Annotated in this window: 11 protein-coding genes; 4 read left to right on the top strand and 7 right to left on the bottom strand. The window is 69.7% G+C overall.

The window, feature by feature from the left end; translation table 11 throughout:
• Window positions 1-46 precede the first annotated feature (46 nt).
• The gene (bioA, locus tag ACGHX3_RS14950) at window positions 47-1420 is read left to right on the top strand and encodes an adenosylmethionine--8-amino-7-oxononanoate transaminase (RefSeq protein ID WP_394695460.1); all 1374 of its coding nucleotides are present in this window, start codon (window positions 47-49) and stop codon (window positions 1418-1420) included.
• A complete protein-coding gene (locus tag ACGHX3_RS14955) occupies window positions 1411-2142 on the top strand; it encodes a 16S rRNA (uracil(1498)-N(3))-methyltransferase (protein ID WP_394695461.1) in 732 nt (243 codons plus the stop codon). The genes bioA and ACGHX3_RS14955 overlap by 10 nt, the downstream gene beginning before the upstream one ends.
• A gap of 119 nt (window positions 2143-2261) precedes the next feature.
• Here ACGHX3_RS14955 and ACGHX3_RS14960 read toward each other — a convergent pair whose 3' ends face one another.
• The 6 genes from ACGHX3_RS14960 to ACGHX3_RS14985 form a co-directional block, all read right to left on the bottom strand.
• Window positions 2262-2732 (bottom strand): chemotaxis protein CheW, encoded by a 471-nt coding sequence (locus tag ACGHX3_RS14960; RefSeq protein ID WP_394695462.1) that lies wholly within the window; start codon window positions 2730-2732, stop codon window positions 2262-2264.
• A 10-nt stretch (window positions 2733-2742) separates the two neighbouring features.
• The gene (locus ACGHX3_RS14965) at window positions 2743-3984 is read right to left on the bottom strand and encodes a chemotaxis protein CheB (protein WP_394695463.1); all 1242 of its coding nucleotides are present in this window, start codon (window positions 3982-3984) and stop codon (window positions 2743-2745) included.
• Entirely contained in the window at window positions 3971-10087 is a 6117-nt protein-coding gene (locus tag ACGHX3_RS14970) for an Hpt domain-containing protein (protein WP_394695464.1), read from the bottom strand. The genes ACGHX3_RS14965 and ACGHX3_RS14970 overlap by 14 nt, the downstream gene beginning before the upstream one ends.
• 90 nt (window positions 10088-10177) lie before the next feature.
• Entirely contained in the window at window positions 10178-12214 is a 2037-nt protein-coding gene (locus tag ACGHX3_RS14975; protein WP_162337785.1) for a methyl-accepting chemotaxis protein, read from the bottom strand.
• A 33-nt stretch (window positions 12215-12247) separates the two neighbouring features.
• Complete coding sequence (locus tag ACGHX3_RS14980) at window positions 12248-12778, bottom strand: chemotaxis protein CheW (RefSeq protein ID WP_162337811.1); 531 nt, start codon at window positions 12776-12778, stop codon at window positions 12248-12250.
• Window positions 12779-12831: 53 nt separating this feature from the next.
• Window positions 12832-13233 (bottom strand): response regulator, encoded by a 402-nt coding sequence (locus ACGHX3_RS14985; RefSeq protein WP_055940451.1) that lies wholly within the window; start codon window positions 13231-13233, stop codon window positions 12832-12834.
• A gap of 243 nt (window positions 13234-13476) precedes the next feature.
• Here ACGHX3_RS14985 and gshB point away from each other — a divergent pair, with 243 nt between their 5' ends.
• Window positions 13477-14424: a glutathione synthase gene (gene gshB, locus ACGHX3_RS14990; protein ID WP_162337784.1), complete on the top strand. Its 948-nt coding sequence runs from the start codon at window positions 13477-13479 to the stop codon at window positions 14422-14424.
• A gap of 1 nt (window position 14425) precedes the next feature.
• Complete coding sequence (locus ACGHX3_RS14995) at window positions 14426-15301, top strand: energy transducer TonB (protein ID WP_394695465.1); 876 nt, start codon at window positions 14426-14428, stop codon at window positions 15299-15301.
• A 12-nt stretch (window positions 15302-15313) separates the two neighbouring features.
• Here the strand turns inward: ACGHX3_RS14995 and tsaB are convergent, their stop codons facing one another.
• Window positions 15314-16057 (bottom strand): tRNA (adenosine(37)-N6)-threonylcarbamoyltransferase complex dimerization subunit type 1 TsaB, encoded by a 744-nt coding sequence (gene tsaB / locus ACGHX3_RS15000; RefSeq protein WP_162337782.1) that lies wholly within the window; start codon window positions 16055-16057, stop codon window positions 15314-15316.
• Between the last annotated feature and the right edge of the window lie 45 nt (window positions 16058-16102).

The following is a 16102-nucleotide window of genomic DNA, read 5'->3' on the forward strand; positions in this document are numbered from 1 at the left end:
TGCCCGATATCATGAGGGGATGCGACAACAGGATCATCAGACGGGAATGCTAGCAGAGGCGGACGCGTGGCGTGCCCGTGATCTGTCGGTGCTGTGGCATCCCTGCACGCAGATGCGTGAGCACCCGCACACCTTGCCGCTCGTCCCGATCGCCCATGGAGAGGGTGCGTGGCTGGTCGGCCACGACGGCACGCGCTACCTGGATGCGGTGAGCAGTTGGTGGACCAACCTGTTCGGCCATGCCGAACCGCGCGTCGGTGCCGCCATTGCCGCACAGGCGCAGTCGCTGGAGCAGGTGATGCTGGCCGGCTTCACCCACGCGCCGGCGGTGGAGCTGGCCGAACGACTGCTGGCGGTGGCGCCGCACCAGATGGGCCGCGCACCGCTGGCCAAGGTGTTCTACGCCGACAACGGCTCGGCGGGGGTGGAAGTGGCGCTGAAGATGGCCTTCCACTGGTTCCACAACCGTGGCGAACACACGCGGACGAAGTTCATCGCGCTGGAGAACGGCTACCACGGCGAAACGCTGGGTGCCTTGGCCGTGGGCGACATCCCGCTGTACCGGCGGGTCTATGCGCCGCTGCTGACCGAGGCGCTGTTCGCGCCCTCCCCCGATGCCTACCTGGCGCAGCCCGGCGAGTCGCCGGCCGACTGCGCGCGGCGCGCAGCCGATGCATTGGCGACGCTGCTGGAGGACCATGCGGGTGAAGTCTGCGCCGTCATCGTCGAGCCGCGCGTGCAGTGCGCCGGCGGCATGCGCATGCACCACCCGGACTATCTTTCCCGCGTGCGCGAACTGTGCGACGCCAGTGGCGCGTTCCTGATCGCCGACGAGATCGCGGTGGGTTTCGGCCGCACCGGCACGCTGTTCGCCAGCGAACAGAGCGGTGTGATGCCCGACCTGCTGTGCCTGTCGAAGGGGCTGACCGGCGGCTTCCTGCCGCTGGCGGCGGTGCTGGCCACGCAGGCGATCTACGATGGCTTCCTCGACGACTCGCGCGAGCGCGCCTTCCTGCATTCGCACAGCTACACCGGCAATCCGCTGGCGTGCGCGGCGGCGCTGGCGTCGCTGGACATCTTCCGCGCCGACGACGTGCTGGCACGCAACCGCGCGACCGCGCGCACGATGGCGACGCTCGCCGAACCGCTGGCCGCACACCGCCACGTGGCCGACGTGCGCCAGGCCGGGATGATGCTGGCGTTCGAACTGACGCAGGACGGCGACAAGGCGACGCCGTTCCCCGCCACCGCACGCATCGGCCTGAAGGCGTACCGCGCCGCGTTGGCACGCGGCGTGGTGCTGCGCCCGCTGGGCGACGTGCTGTACTGGATGCCCCCCTACTGCGTGGACGACGACGCGCTGCAGTTGCTCGCCGACGTCACCCGCCACGCCATCGACGAGGCCACCGCATGCGTCTGACCCGCTGCCATGTCGACGCCCCCCTGAGCGTGGGCACGTCCCTTGCCCTGCCCGAGACCGCCGCCAACCACCTCGCACGCGTGCTGCGGCTGCGCGAAGGCGATGCTTGCGTGCTGTTCAACGGCGATGGCCACGACTACGACGCGCGCCTCACCGCGATCAGCAAGCGCGGCGTGGTGGCCGACATCGTCGTTGCGCGCGCGATCGACAACGAGTCGCCGCTGCGCGTGATCCTGCTGCAGGGCATCGCCCGCGGCGAGAAGATGGACCTGATCCTGCAGAAGGCGACCGAACTCGGCGTCGCGGCGATCATTCCAGTGATGGCGGAGCGCACCGAGGTGAAGCTCAATGCCGAACGCACCGAGAAGCGCGTGGCGCACTGGCGCAGCGTCATCGCCTCCGCCTGCGAGCAGAGCGGCCGTGCACGCCTGCCGAGCCTGTCGGCGCCGGCGTCCCTTGCCGATGCGGCGCGCGATGTCGGCACCGGCGCGACGAAACTCACGCTCGATCCGACCGGCGACGTAGCGCTGGCGACCGTCGAGATCGCATCAGGCGCGGTGGTGGTGGCGATCGGACCGGAAGGCGGCTGGTCGCCGCGCGATCGCGACACGCTGTCGGCCGCGGGCTTCACCGGACTCCGTCTCGGCCCGCGCATCCTGCGCACCGAAACCGCCGGCCTGGCCGCCATCGCCGCCCTGCAATCGAGATTCGGCGACCTGTAGGGCGGGCTGTAGGGCGGGCTCAAGCCCGCCATCGCACGGCGTCGGATGTACCGACCACGTGCCGAAGCATCCCGGTGACAGACAGCGAAACGGTGGGCCAAGGCCCACCCTGCAGGACGTCAGGCCGCGTTGGCCAGCGCCTCGTCGATCATCGTCTCGACGAGTTCCAGATCGGGCAGTACCGCGGCTTCGTCGCCCAGCAGCACGCGGACCTTCACGCCCACCGGCAGGTCCTCCTCGGTCGCGTCGGCGAGCAGGCCGTCGCGCGGCACCGATACCAGGCGCGGGAACGACGGCGTCAGAAGAGCGAAGTAAGGTCGATCCTTGTCGCCGCTCAGCGCCTTCAGCACGACGATCTTGCTGTTCAGCGCCACCGGTTCGCCGACATTGCCGGTCAGGCGACCGAACGCGACCAGCGGTACCGGCCAGCCGTGCCAGTCGATGCGCCCCGGCAGCCAGTCCGGCATGTCCGCGACCGGCTCGACCGGTGCGCGCGTCAGCACTTCGGCGACGGTGGCGTTGGGCAGCAGCAGGCGGTATTCGCCGGCCTGGATCAGGACGCCGCGGATTTCGTCGTTGGAATGGGCCATCGTATGTTCCTCAGAACCAGCGGTCGGTCAGGCGCTGCGCGATCTGCGCGGGCGATCCCAGGTCGGCGCCGAGCGCCGCGAGCGCCTTGGGCGCGGCGGGGTCGTAGCAGCCTTCCTGCGACTGGCCCATGACCAGCGCACCCTCGTTGCCCAGCGCGGCGGCGGCATCGACCAGCGCGGTGTCGCTGCCGCTCAGCAGCAGCACGGCGCTGTCGGTCGGCGGCAGTTGCGGGATCACCGTGTGGATAACCGCGCCGGGACGGAAGCCCACCGCGCCCGCGTCGACGAACGGCACTACGTCGCCCGGCAGCACGTAGACGTGTCCGGCATCGGCGTTCTTGCCGGCTTCGGCGAGCAGGACCGGCATGTGCGACACGCGCTCCATCTGCCGGACCAGGTTGTCGTAGCGGCCGCCATCCAGGCGCAGGTGCACCATCACCGGCTTGGGAAAGCCCGTGGGCAGGTCGGCCAACAGCTTGCGCACGGCGTCGGGCCCGCCGATGCCGGCGAACACCAGCACGGCGCCCTGGACGCGCGCGGATGCCAGACCACCACCTTCCAGTGGTTCCAGCTCGAGTCTGGACAGGTCGAAGCCGGAGGCCGCGGGCGCTGCAGGGGGCAGGGGCGGCGGTACGGCCGACGGCGTTTCCGGCAGCGGCGGCGCGGACGGGGTTTCCGCCGGCGCGGAGGCCGACCGCAGCCAGGCATCCGCGTCGATCACCTGCTCGTCCGTTTCGCGCGCCTGGAAACTGCCGGTGTAGGCGAAATCGTCGCTGGGCAGCTCCAGCGCCATGCCGGCGACCGACGCCAGGTAATCGGACACGTTGTCGCCTTCGTGCAATTGCGCAGGCGTGACGGGCAGGCCAGGCTCGAGTTGCAGGCCGACGTCTTCCTCGCGGCCAGGCGGCAGCACGTCGCGGTGACCGTGCAGCTTGGCGGCCAGGTGGCGCGCCCAGCGCTGGGCATCCCAGCCCTGGCGGCGCGCGGCCAATTCGGCTTCGTCGAAGATCACCGCGACCGCGGGATCGTGCAGCACGCTGTCGAAGCGCTCCAGGCTGTCCTCGATGGCCGGTTCCAGCGCCACCAGCACCACCTGCGGCGCGCTGTTGCCCAGTGCCTCGACATCGAGCGCATTGGGGTCGTCTTCCAGCACGATCTCGGCACCGGCCTCGTGCAGCGCCACGCGCAGGCGCTCGCGCGCCTCGCCCGGGCGCGCCAGCAGGGCGACGCGTTTGGCTTCACTCACGGACACGGGCGATTCCCAGCAGGTCGTACACGTTGCGCATCAGGTCGAGCTCCTGGTACGGCTTGCCCAGGTAGCGTTGCACGCCGATGTCGAAGGCGCGCTGGCGATGCTTGTCGCCGGTACGCGAGGTGATCATGACGATGGGCACGTCCTTGAAGCGTGGATCGGCCTTCATCGCGGTGGCCAGCTCGTACCCGTCCATACGCGGCATTTCGATGTCGAGCAGCATCAGGTCGGGCACGCGTTCTTCCAGCTTCTCCAGCGCCTCGACGCCATCGCGCGCGGCGTTGACCTCGAAGTTGTGGCGCTCCAGCACGCGGCTGGTCACCTTGCGCATGGTCAGCGAGTCGTCGACCACCATCACCAGCGGCACGCGGCGCTGTTCCACCGCGGGCGCCTGCTGCGCGGGCTCCTGCGGCTGCGCCAGGTGGCGGCGCACCAGCGGTGCGGCGTCCAGGATCACCACCACGCTGCCGTCGCCGGTGATCGTAGCGCCGTAGATGCCGGGGATCGAGGCGATCTGCGGACCGACCGGCTTGACCACGATTTCGCGGTTGCCAAGCACCTGGTCGACCGCCACGGCGGCACGCAGGTCGCCCGAACGGACGAGCAGCAACGGTACCTGCGGCTGGCCTTCGGCCTTGGCCGCGCCCTGGCCGACCAGGTGACCGAGGTTGTACAGCGGATAGTCTTCGCCGGCGTAGTGGTAGCTGCCCGCGCCGGCGCTGAAGCGGGCGTGGCTGATGCGGCCGATGCCGCTGACCGCCGCCACCGGCACCGCGAACTGGGTTTCGCCGATCTGCACGAACACGGCCTGGCTGACCGCCAGCGTCTGGGGCAGGCGCAGGGTGAAGGTCGCGCCCTTGCCCGGCACCGAGCTGATTTCCAGCGAACCGCCCAGCTGGCGCACTTCGTTGTAGACCACGTCCATGCCGACACCGCGGCCGGCCAGCTGGCTGACCTTGTCGGCGGTGCTGAAGCCGGGCTCCAGGATCAGGCGGTCCAGTGCGGTGTCGGGCAGCACCGCGCCCGGTTGCAGCAGGCCACGCTGTTCGGCGCGCTTGCGGATGGCGTCGCGGTTCAGGCCGGCGCCGTCGTCGGACACCTCCAGCACCATTTCCGAGCCTTCGCGGCGCAGGGCCACGTGCACGGTGCCCTCTTCCGGCTTGCCCGCCTTGCGGCGTTCCTTCGGCGTTTCCAGGCCATGCGCGACCGAATTGCGCAGCAGGTGCTCCAGCGGCGCGGTCATGCGGTCCAGCACGTTGCGGTCCATTTCGCCGTGCGTGCCGGAGAACTGCAGGCTGACCTGCTTGTGCGTCTCGGTCGCCGCCTGACGCAGCACGCGGCGCAAGCGCGGCACGATGCCTTCGAACGGCAGCATGCGCGCGCGCATCAGGCCGTCCTGCAGCTCCGAGCTGACGCGCGACTGCTGCTGCAGCAGGCTGTCGTACTGGCGCGCGAGGTCGTCCAGCACGCCCTGCAGGCCGCTGATGTCGGCGGCCGATTCGGCCAGCGCACGGCTCAGCTGCTGCAGCGTGGAGAAGCGGTCCAGTTCCAGCGGATCGAACGTCGGATCCTGCTTGTCGTGCTCGCGCTGGTAGCGGGCGACGATCTGCGCCTCCGTCTCCAGGTCGAGACGGCGCAGCTGGTCGTGCATGCGGATGTTGGTGCGGTCCAGTTCCGCCATCGCACCGCGGAACGCACCCAGCTGCTGCTCCAGGCGCGCGCGGTAGATCGCGACTTCGCCGGCGTTGTTGACCAGGCGGTCCAGCAGATCGGCGCGGACGCGGACCTGCTCCTGTTGCCCGACCGGGAAGAACTCTTCCTCGACCGGCGCGGCGGCGTCGGTATCGATCGGTGCCGACAGCGGCGCCAGTTCGACCGGTGCGGCCGGCGTGTCCGCCGACACCGGCGCGTCCGGCAGTTCGATGCCGCGGGCGCGGGCCGTGAACTCCGCGATCATGCCGTCCGGGATGGAGACGGCGCGCCGCGCGGTGACACGGGCGAGCTGGGCGTGCAGGGTATCGAAACCGCGTTCCAGCAACTGGATGCCACGGCGGTCCAGCTCGGTGCGCTGGCCGGCGATCGATTCCAGCATCGACTCGATCGCGTGGCCCAGGTCGCCGACGGCGTGGATACCCGCCATGCGGGCGCCGCCCTTCAGCGTGTGCAGATCGCGCTGCAGGCCGGTGAGCAGCGTGCGGTCTTCCGGCGTCTCGCGCAGCTTGGCGATGAGGTCGTCGGAGTGGTCCAGCAGGTCGTTGCCTTCCTCGATGAAGATCTCGACCAGGTCCAGGTCGAGCCCGGTCAGGTCGAGCGCGTCTTCCGGCTCCGGCATCTCGGCGGGTGCAGTCACGGCAGACTCCTCGACTTCGACGGAGGCAACGGCTTCGACTTCGATGTCCTGCGATGCGGGTGCTTCCGCATCGGATGCGTCTTCAACGTCCGCGACATCCACAACGTCCTGGATCTCCACGGTTTCGTCGACGGCCGGTGCCGGCGCGGTTTCCTCGACGAGGGCATCCTCGATGGAAAGCGCGGCGCCGGCGTCATCCGTGGACGCGGTGTCGATGGCGGACGCGTCGTCTTCCTGGGCAACGGACAGCGCTTCCATCTCCACTGCGTCGTCTTCGACTGCGACCGGCGCGGCATCAGGACCTTCGTCGGCATCGCCTGCGATGGTGATCCCTTCGACCGCGTCGGTGACGTCTGCCGTCCAGGCGGCCGTCTCCGCGTCGGGGGTCGCCGCCGTGTCGGAAAGCTCGGTGGGAACGGCTTCGTCCTGCGCAGCGACGCCATCGTCCGCGACGGACGGATCCGCTTCTGCCACTCCGTCGCCGTCGCCAGCCTCGGCCGGCGATGCGTCGTCCGCCTCGACGAGGAAGGCGGGCAGGTCGCCATCGACCACCAGGGCATCGTCTTCGACGCTGGGGACCGCTTCGTCGGATGCCTGCTCGATGACGTCCTCGCCGGAGACCACAACGGGCTCTTCGATCGGCGTCGAGGCATCCCCGGCCATATCGGCCTGGCCGGCATCTGCTTCGGCGTCGGCCTCGGCAACGACGATCTCCTCCACCTCGGCGAACGCTTCGTCCTCGGGGACGTCGCTGCCCGCCTGCGCCGCAGGCTCGGCCTCCGGCGCGTGCGTGCGCGGCAGGATGCGGTAATCGATGTCGTAGAAGGTGACGCTCTGGTCCACCGGCGCCGGTGTTTCCGGAACCGTGGATGCGTCGATCGACGACACGGCTTCGGTGGCGTCGCTGGCGATCTCGCCGGTCGACGGGGTTGCGCCGTCGTCGACGGTGGCGCCCTCGACGGAACGGGTGGCGTCGAATCCGCCAGCCCCGCTGGCCGCTTCGGCATCGAGATACGCCGACAGGTCCATCGCCAGCAGTTCGACATCCGAGGGGCCGACCGGCGGCGCGATCGGCGTCTGGCCGACGTAGGTGCCCTGCCGGGTGTCGTCCACGATCTGCGCACCCTGGCGCAGGTCGGGGAGGCGGTCGGCGAGTGCGCGCAGCTGGCCCGCCAGTGCGGCGAACGCCGGGATGCGCGGCGACGGTGCCTGCAGCGCGGCGACGCTGCGACGGATCGCCTGCGCGGTGTCCGCGAAGGCCGCCACGCCCTCCGGCGTCGGTGTTTCGCCGGCCGCCAGCAGGCGCTTGGTGTACTGCTCGGCCGCCGAGGTGACGTGGATGATTTCCGGCACGTCGGCCATCGCCAGCGCACCGTTCATCGTGTGGATCGCGCGCAGCAGTTCCTCGCTGACCGGCACAGGCTCGACCTGCGCCTTCTGCAGCCAGTGATCGACGGTGTCGAGATGGTTGTCGACTTCCGCCTCGAGGATCTCGCGCAGCACGGCATCGACCGAGGCCGGCGTGCCTTCGGCTTCCGGCTCGAACACGGCCGGCGCCTCGTCGACGAAGGAAACGGGCGCCACGGCGGCCGGCTCGACGACATCGAGGTCGACGTCCTCTTCCAGCACGGTCGGCTCGGCGCTGTAGTACGCGTCCTCGCCCGCGGCGAGGCGGTCGGCCACGTCCTGCAGGCCGGCCAGGTCGGCGGTGACGCTGCCCTGGCCGCGCAGCGCGGCGTTGAGCTGCGGCAGCGTGTCGCAGGCCTGCTCCAGCAGCACTTCGACGGCATGGCTCGGTGCGCGCGTGCGGTCGAGCACGCGGTTGAGCATGTTCTCGACTTTCCAGCTGAACTCGCCGAGGGTCTTGGCGCCGACCAGGCGGCCACTGCCCTTCAGCGTGTGGAACACGCGGCGGATCGGTCGCAGGCGTTCCAGGTCTTCGGTATTGCTGCGCCAGGCCGGCAGCAGCTGCCGCAGGTTGACGATCTCTTCGTCGAACTCCTCGAGGAAGACCTCGCGGATGTCGTCGTCGATGTCGGTGCTGTCGCCATCGAAGCCGCCGACGATGGCCGACGGCACGGCGGCCGCGGCGGCGGCGATCTCGTGCCGCAGGTCGGGCAGCGCATCGGATTCGACCACCGGCGCGGACACGTCCGCGGCGAAGGTTTCGACCGGCACGTCGATCGCGGCGCGGTCGTCGGCATCGGCTGGCGCATCGGCCACGGCGATGTCACCCGCATCGACCGGCAGGTCGAACGCAGACGTCTGCTCCTCGGCCGGCGACGGCGATGGTGCGCTGTCTTCCTCGAAGCCGACCGGATCGAACGGGTTCGCGCCGGCGTTGGACGGCGGCATGGCATCGAGGGGCTCGAGCGAGAGCGCACCGAACGATGCCGGCGCGGGTTCGACGACGGGCTCGACGTGCGCCACGGAGGGCGCTTCGGCGACCGGTACCGGCGTGGCGGTCGGCGCTTCGACAGCGGGCGTCTCGACGGGCGCGGCGGCTTCCGCCGGCAGCGGCCAGTAGCGCAGGGCTTCCAGGCTGCCGCGGGTGATCTCGAGGATGTCCTCGCGGTTGGGACGCCGCTCGCGCAGCGCTTCCAGGTAGTACTCCAGGCTGGCCATCGCATCGGCCAGCGTGTCCAGCTGCTGACCACCGGGCACGCGCTTCTTGCCGATCAGCTCACCGCTGACGTAGCGCTTCACGCCGACCACGTAGTCGCCGGCCTGGCCGAGTTCGAGCATGCGCAACGCACCCGCCACTTCGTCCAGCAGGCGCGGCACGTCCGCCAGTTCGGCGTGGTCCCAGTTGGTCTCGATGAAGGCGACGAAGCGCTCGCGTGCGCCGGCGAAGTTGATGATGGCTTCCTGCGCGAGGATCTCGACCGTGCGCTGCGATTCCGCGGCGCTCGGGTCCTGCACGGCATCGCCGCTGCCCAGACGCGCGACCTGGTCGTCCAGCGACGCATCGACGTACAGCAGCGCGCCGGCGACATCGAGCAGCGTGCCCTCGTCGGCCGGACGCGACCCGGAGGCCACCTCGCGCAACGTGTCGCGCTGCTGCAGCACCACGTCGCGGGCCACGCCCAGGCCCATCATGCCGAGCGTATCGGCGACATTGCCCAGTTCGGTGACCTGCGAGTCGAGTTCGTTCGCGTCGCTGCCCGTGCGCAGGTGCAGATCCAGCGCGTCCTTTACCCGCAGCAGTTCTTCCTTCACCGCGTTGCCGACGGTGTCGAGCAGTTCGCGGTTGCGGCCGCTGAGGCTGCTGCGCGCGTGGTCGATCTCGGCTTCGCTGGGTGCCGCCTCATCGCGGGCGCCGGCCGGGAACAGCATGCTCTCGTTGAGGCCAGGCGCGCCACGCGAGGCGCGGATCTCATTGAGCAGCGGCAGCAGCACGATCGGAATGTCGCGATGGCCTTCCTGCAGGCGCTCCAGGTAATCCGGCAACAGCACCGCACCGCGCATCAGCGTGGCGCAGGCTTCGTCGCGGTCGCCCACGCCGCCGTCCTGCAGCGCCTTGGCGAGCAGTTCGAGTTCTTCGGCCACCATCGCCGGCGCATACAGTTCCACCATGCGCAGCGTGCCCTGCACCTGGTGCAGGTAGCCGGCGCAGAAGCGCATGCGGCTGGTGTCCGACGGCGTTTCGACGAACGCTTCGATCTCCTGACGGACCAGGCGCAGGGTTTCGTCCAGCTCGGGTTTCACCCAGCCGAGCACGGCGTGGCTCATGGCTTCGCGGAGCGCACTCATCGGCGTGCTCCCGCGGCGACGGCAGAACCGTCAGCCTCGCGCTGCTGGCAGGCGGGAAGGCGTAGGAAGTTCATGCAGTGCGTCCCGTCCTCAGCCCGGCAGCTTGAAGTCGGCGACCGAACGGCGCAGGTCCGCGGCCAACTGCGCCAGGTGTCCGATGGACTCGGCGGTCTGCCCGGCACCCAGCGAGGTCTGCGAGGTGATCTGGCGGATCACGCCCATCGTCTGGGTGATGTCCAGGGCGGCCGACGACTGCTGCTGCGCGGCGCTGGAGATGCCCTTGATGAGGTTGTTCAGGTCGTTCGACACGCGCTCGATCTCGCCCAGCGCGGTACCCGCGTCCTCGGCCAGTCGCGCGCCGGACACCACTTCGGCGGTGGTCTGCTCCATCGAGCTGACCGCTTCGTTGGTATCGGCCTGGATGGTCTGCACCAGCGATTCGATGCGGCGCGTCGCGCCCGAGGTGCGTTCGGCGAGGCGCTGCACTTCGTCGGCCACGACCGCGAAACCGCGGCCCGCCTCACCGGCCGAGGCCGCCTGCACGGCCGCGTTGAGCGCCAGGATATTGGTCTGCTCGGAAATGTCGTTGATCAGTTCCACGACCGAGCCGATTTCCTGCGAGGACTCGCCCAGTCGCTTGATGCGCTTGGAGGTTTCCTGGATCTGGTCGCGGATCTGGTCCATGCCGCGGATCGTCTCGCGCACCACGCCGGCACCCTCGGTCGCGATCTGCACCGAGCGTTGCGCCACTTCGGCGGACTCGGTGGAGTTCTTCGACACCTGGTCGATGCTGGTCGCGATCTCGCTGATGCGGTCGGAGGCGGTGGTGATCTGGTCGGCCTGGTGGCCGGCGGCTTCCGCCAGTTGCAGCGCGGTGGCCTGGGTTTCCTGAGTCGAGGCCGCCACCTGCACCGAGGTGTCGTTGATCGTCGTCACCAGGTTGCGCAGTTCGTCCACGGCGTAGTTGATGGCGTCCGCGATGGCGCCTGTCATGTCCTCGGTCACCGAGGCCTTCACCGTCAGGTCGCCTTCACCCAGCGAACTGATTTCGTCCAGCAGCCGCATGATCGCCTGCTGGTTGCGGCTGTTGTATTCCACCTGCGTCTGGTAGCGCATTTCCTGCTCGCGCTGGCGGGTGCGGTACAGCGACCACAACAGGCCGATGATGGACACCAGCGCCGCGATACCCGAGGCGATGCCGAGCCAGAAGTTCGGGAACAGGCGCGTGTCGCGCACCGAGCCGAAGGCCGAGAACGCCTGGAACAGGTTGGTGCTGTCCTGGAGCATCTGGCCGGAGCCATTGGTCAGCGCGGCCGCCGCCGACTGCGCGGCGAACAGGTTGCGCGAGCTGGCCAGGATCGCGTCCAGGTCCTTCTTCATCGCGGTCCACAGGGTCTGCGAGTTCTGCAGCGCCGACAGCGCCGCGGCGTTGCGGACCGGCGCGATGCCCAGGTCCGGGTTGCCGTCGCGCAGGCCGTCCAGCACCTGGCCGAACAGCACGGCGTCGCGGCCCAGCGCGTCGCCGGCGGTCGCGGCGCCCGCGCCACCGGCGCGGATTTCGGTCACGCGGCGGGCCATGGTGCCGGCCAGCACGACCTGCTGCAGCGCGCTGTAGATCTGCGACGACGGTGCGCCACCGGCGGACATGGCACGCACGACTTCGTTGAGCTGCGCCTGCAGCTGCGGCACCTGCGTGGCGAAACGGTCGGCGTTGCCGGCGAGCGCCAGCACCGCGGCCTCGGACGTGACGATCTGGTCGGCGTTCTTGCCCAGCGGCGCCCAGGTGGCGCTCAGCTTGGCCAGCGGGCCGGAGATGGCGCCTTCGTTGCCGAAGCGCGCCTGCAGGTCGGACACGGTGGATTCGACCGACTGCTTGGTTTCCTTGAACGCCTTGAACGCCTCGGCGTTGCCGGCGACCGCCTCCCTGCCCTGGTTGGCCAGCTGCTGCGACAGCACGCGCATGTCCGAAGCGCCGGTGCTGGCGCCGGACAGGCGGCTGCCCTGGTAGGTGGCCACACCGGTGTTGGCACCGAAGACCAGCACCGACAACGCCAGCAGCAGCAGCCAGAAATTGTTGCCGAAACTGCCGACCTTGCCGGCGCTAGGAGAATCCGTCGCAGTGCTCATCGTTCAACCCCTGATTGTTCTTGTCGTCCGCGCTCAGAGCGCGGTCTGGCGGAATTCGGGCGTGCGCGCCAGCAACCCCAGCGCGAAGACGCCCCACCGCTGATCGTCGCTGGCGAAAGCGCGATCGATGAAATGCCCGTAGCGGCCGTCCGCCAGTTCCCCCGGCTCGACCTGCTGCGATTCGTGGAAGCTGCGCTGGCCGTACAACTCGTCGATGGTCAGCGCGACGTCGCCGCCGGCCTGGCGCATGACCAGCACGCGCTGGCCCTCGTGCAGCACGGTGCGCTCGCCTTCGAGGAACTGCTTCAGGTCCACGACCGGAAACAGGTTGCCGCGCAGGTTGCCGATCCCCAGCAGCCAAGGCTGCGCGCCCGGCACCGGCGTGACCGGCGGCATCTGCACGATTTCCACCACTTCCCCGAAGTTGGAAATCAGCCTGCGCTTGCCGACGCGGTAGCCGACGCCGCGGTACTGGTCCTGTGCGATCTCGCGCGCCGGCTGCACCACGGCGTGCGCCAGGCTGCGGCGCTCGTATTCGGCCAGCGTATCGAACGGTGTGCGGATCATCGCCCGCCCCCTGTGCCTTCAGTGCGAATGATCGTCATGGCGCCAGCCCCTCAGGTGCTGACGTGGGCGCGGATGGCGTCGAGGAGCTCCTCGCGCGTGAACGGCTTGGTCAGATACTGCTCCGAGCCGACGATGCGCCCGCGCGCCTTGTCGAACAGGCTGTCCTTGGACGACAGCATGATGACCGGCGTGGACTTGAACACCTGGTTGTTCTTGATCAGCGCACACGTCTGGTACCCGTCCAGGCGCGGCATCATGATGTCCACGAAGATGATCTGCGGCTGCTGGTCGGCGATCTTGGCCAGGGCCTCGAACCCGTCCGTCGCGGTCACGACTTCGCAACCCTCACGCTTGAGCAGGGTTTCTGCGGTGCGGCGGATGGTTTTCGAGTCATCGATCACCATGACCCGTAGGCCGTGGAGTCCACCGGCCTGGCCTTCGTTCTGCGTCATTACCTGATTTCCCCATGCGCGCGTGGCTTCATTGACGAACCGGCCACGCTGCGTTGCTGCCTATATCCCCCATCCCGGCGCGCACTGTCAAGCCGCGCCTTTCCGGTCCGCGTCGCTGAACGGCATCATGCGATCCACGTCTCAATTTTCCGCCGCCGCGCGAACGCGGTGTTCCGCCGGCGTCCGGGGCGGCGCCGACGCCCGCCCTGATACCATGCGGCGTCTCCCGCAGAACCGCTCCCCATGCCGCTGGACGTCATCGTCGTCATGGACCCGATCGGGTCCATCAAGATCGCCAAGGACACCACCTTCGCCATGCTGCTGGAAGCCCAGCGGCGCGGTCACCGCCTCCACTACGTCATCCCCGGCCGGCTGTCGCTGCGCGAGGGCGTGGCCCAGGCCCAGGTCGCGGCGTTGACGGTGAAGGACGACAAGGCCGGCTGGTCGACCCTCGGCGACACGCGCACGCTGACCTTCGGCCCCGGCCAGGTCGTGCTGATGCGCAAGGACCCGCCGGTCGACGAGCAGTACCTCTATGACACCCACGTGCTGGGCATCGCGCAGCAGGCCGGCGCGCTGATCGTCAACGACCCGCAGGGCCTGCGCGATTTCAACGAGAAGCTGGCGGCGCTGCTATTCCCGCAGTGCTGCCCGCCGACCCTGGTGAGCCGCGACCCGGCCGCGCTGAAGGCCTTCGTGGCCGAGCACGGCGAGGCGGTGCTGAAGCCGCTGGACGGCATGGGCGGCCGCTCGATCTTCCGCGTGAAGGCCGGCGACCCCAACACCAACGTCATCCTGGAAACTTTGATCGGCGATGGCAGCCTGACCTTGGCCCAGCGCTTCATCCCCGGCATCAAGGACGGCGACAAGCGCGTGCTGCTGGTCGACGGCGAGCCGGTGGACTACGCGCTGGCGCGCATCCCGCAGGGCGACGAATTCCGCGGCAACCTGGCCGCCGGCGGCCGCGGCGAAGGCCGGCCGCTGAGCGAACGCGACCGCTGGATCGCGGCGCAGGTCGGGCCGGAGATGAAGCGGCGCGGCATGCTGTTCGTCGGCTTGGACGTGATCGGCGACTACCTGACCGAGGTCAACGTCACCAGCCCCACCTGCGTGCGCGAGCTGGACGGCCAGTACGGCCTGAACATCGCCGGCCAGCTGTTCGACGCCATCGAGAAGAAGCTGGCGGCCTGAGATGTCCGCCGTACCGGCAAGCCCGCCGAAGATCGGCGCGAACGAACGCCTCGGCGCCACCCTGGCGCTGTCGCTGATCGTGCACGGCCTGCTGGTCCTCGGCGTGGGCTTCGCCCTGGATGACGCCGCGCCGGTGATGCCGACGCTGGACGTGATCCTCAGCCAGACCAGCACGCCGCTGACGCCGAAGGAAGCCGACTTCCTCGCTGCGGCCAGCCAGCAGGGCGGCGGCGAGAGCGAGCAGGCCAAGCGTCCGCGCGACAGCCAGGCCGGGTGGATTCCGCAACCCGACACCGGCCTGGCGCCGCAACCGCTGCGTGCGCAGACCACCGCGCCGGTGCCGCCGCCGGAAAGCCGCGTGGTGACCACGCGCGACAGCGACACCCGCGCGCCGGCCGCGGAAGCGCACCCGCAGCCGGACCGGCCCGAGCTGCCGCAGGGCGAACAGAAGGTGCAGCGCGATGCCGAGATGGCGCGACTGGCAGCGGAGTACCACCTGCGCTCCGAGCTCTACGCCAAGCGGCCGAAGCGCAAGTTCGTTTCGGCCAGCACCAAGGAATACGTCTACGCGAATTACCTGCGCGCCTGGGTGGACCGCGCCGAGCGCGTCGGCAACCTCAACTATCCCGACGAAGCGCGCCGCCGGCGCCTGGCCGGCACGCTGGTGATCAGCGTGGCCGTGCGCCGCGACGGCAGCGTCGAGCAGACGCGCATCATCCAGTCCAGCGGCATCCCGCTGCTGGACTCCACCGCGCAGCGCATCGTGCAGTTGTCCTCGCCGTTCCCACCGCTGCCGGAAACGGCCGAGAACGTCGACATCCTGCACGTCACCCGTACCTGGCGCTTCCTGCCGGGCGGTGAAGTGCGCGACGAGTAGCGCGCGACGCGGTCAGGCGCGCGAGGCGCGCAGGGCTTTCTGTTCTGCCAAGGTCAGCGCGACGTTGTTGCGCAGGTAGGCCGGTTCGACAAGTTCCGGCGCGACCACCTCGCCCCGGCGGAAAGCGTCCGCCGCCAGCCGCGCGAGATCCGCCGCGTGCGGCAACGCCTGCGCATCGACGCGGGCGAAACGGGCCTGCAGGCGCGTGGCGAGCGCACCGTCGCCAGCCGCAAAACCGGTGCCTACGCCGATCCAGCCACCATCGTCGCCGGCCAGCGCGTAGTCGGCTGGTGCGATCACGGCTTCCCCCGACGTCGCCTCGAGGCGGTCGCCGCGATGCACGAAGGTGCCGGTGTAGATCTCGCCCATGCGCGCATCGATGGCGGCCAGGATGGGATGCGGAATACCGACATCGCAGCCGCCCTCGCCTGCGGTCACCGGCGGTGGCGGTACCTGCGCGGCCAGCACGGCGAGCGTGGACACCGGCACCAGCGGGCGGTCCAGCGCCAGCGCGATGCCCTGCGCGAGCGCGATGGCCAGGCGCACGCCGGTGAAAGCACCCGGACCACGGCTCAGCGCGATGGCGTCGAGCTGGCTGCGCGCGAGGCCCGCATCGGCCAGCAACTGCTCCGCCCACGGCAGCGCGAGTTCGGCATGCCGCCGCGGCGCGATCTCGAAGCGCTCGCGCACCTCGCCATCGACATGGACGGCGACGGAACAGGCTTCGGTGGCGGTTTCGAAGGCGAGCAGCTTCATGGGCAGCGGGAAAGTCATGAGGCGCCTAGCTTAAACGTTGGGCAC

Origin of the sequence: Pseudoxanthomonas japonensis, from assembly GCF_043632995.1 — a bacterium.
GTDB classification, from domain to species: domain Bacteria; phylum Pseudomonadota; class Gammaproteobacteria; order Xanthomonadales; family Xanthomonadaceae; genus Pseudoxanthomonas_A; species Pseudoxanthomonas_A japonensis.